Origin of the sequence: Streptomyces sp. NPDC056948, assembly GCF_042674225.1 — a bacterium.
GTDB classification, from domain to species: domain Bacteria; phylum Actinomycetota; class Actinomycetes; order Streptomycetales; family Streptomycetaceae; genus Streptomyces; species Streptomyces purpurascens.
The window spans coordinates 1-1,288 of record NZ_JBHUQX010000814.1; the positions used below are offsets into that span (position 1 = coordinate 1).

A 1,288-nucleotide genomic window follows, 5' to 3' on the forward strand; every position below is an offset into this window, starting at 1 on the left:
CCCCCAGCGCATTCAACGACCCCGGCCGACCGGGAGCCCTCGGCGCACCCGCCGGCCCCGGAGCCATAGGCGGGCCCGGTGGACCCGGCGGCCCCGGTCGCCCGGGCGCACCCGGCGGCCCCGGAGGCCCTGGCGGCCCGGGTGCGGCCAACCCCGGCGGCCCTGCTGGTGCCGGTGGCCCCGGCCCCCTGGGCGGTGCCCCCGGCGGCGGTATGAGCGACGACACCGCCATCCTCACGCCGCAGAAGCCGGCCCCCGAGCCGGACGGCCAGGGCTTCAGCCCCCGCCACGACAACGTCTCCGGGCACACCGTCACCAGCGGCATCCCGGTCGTACCGTCCGGCGCGGCCTCCCCGTTCGGCCCGGGCGCGCCCGGCGAGGGCCCGGTGCCGCACGGGGCCCCGAAGCTGCCCGAGCCGGTCTCCCCGCCCCCGGCGAGCTCCTCGAAGGCGCCGAAGAAGAAGGGGCGCAACAAGCTCGTGCTGCTCGCGGTCGGCGTGGTCGTCGCCGTCGGTGGCCTCTACGGCGCCGGTCTGCTGATGAACCGCACCGACGTCCCGAAGGGCACCACCGTCCTCGGCGTCGACATCGGCGGCACCACCCGCGACGGCGCGGTCAAGAAGCTCGACGAGGCCTTCGACGCCCGTGCGGGCAAGCCGCTGAAGCTGACGGTGGGCGGCAAGGCCGTGTCCCTCGACCCGGACAACGCGGGCCTTCAGTTCGACATGGACGCCACCGCCGACGCGGCGGCGAAGAGCGACTACAACCCGGTCTCCGTGATCGGCTCGCTCTTCGGCAACCACCGCGTCGTCACTCCCGTCATGCCGATCGACGAGGAGAAGCTGCACGCTTCCCTGGAGACCGCCGCGGGCGGCTCCGGCTCGTCGTCCGACGGCACCATCAAGTTCCAGGGCGGCAAGGCCGTCGCCGTGTACGGCAAGGCGGGCCAGGGCATCGACGTCGACAAGTCGACCGCCGCGGTCGAGGAGGCCTACCGCACCCAGGTGGAGACCGGCACGGCCGGCGCGCTGACGCTCCCGACCACCAGCCGGAAGCCGACGGTGTCGAACGCCGAGGTCGACCGGATGCTGAAGGAGTTCGCGCAGCCCGCGATGTCCGACCTCGTCACCGTTCGCACCGACGCGGCCCACAGCATCGACTTCGGCCCCGTCTCCCTGCCGAAGATCCTCGGCTTCAAGGCCGTGGACGGCAAGCTCGTGGACACGTACAACCTCAAGGCGCTCCAGGAGGCCTATGGCAAGACCTTCGAGGGCGTGCAGATCGAGGG

1 pseudogene is annotated in these 1,288 nt (G+C 73.6%); it reads left to right on the plus strand.

What is annotated here, in order from left to right:
- A pseudogene (locus ACFTZL_RS44960) lies at positions 1-1,288 on the plus strand (hypothetical protein); the annotation flags it as partial.